Genomic DNA, 270 nt, shown 5'->3' on the forward strand with positions numbered 1-270 from the left:
GATAGCGAAAAGATTAAAACCAAAAGAAAGACTTTTAATGACTGTCTTTAAGTCAGGTTATTAGTTTTTTTGTTTGCTGACCTTACGGAGTAAGTCTTTTTTTTATAAGTTTTAGTTTTTAGGGTTATTTTTTAAAGTTATCTCACGGAGAATCATTTACTATCCTGTATATGAGATAATGACTTTTGATCAAAAATTTAAATACAGTTTTCATAGTTTCTGATTTGTTTGTTCTAATTTTATATGTCAAAAGTATATCAGGAAACCTCG

Origin of the sequence: Chryseobacterium sp. Leaf394 (assembly GCF_001424105.1) — a bacterium.
Taxonomy (GTDB): domain Bacteria; phylum Bacteroidota; class Bacteroidia; order Flavobacteriales; family Weeksellaceae; genus Chryseobacterium.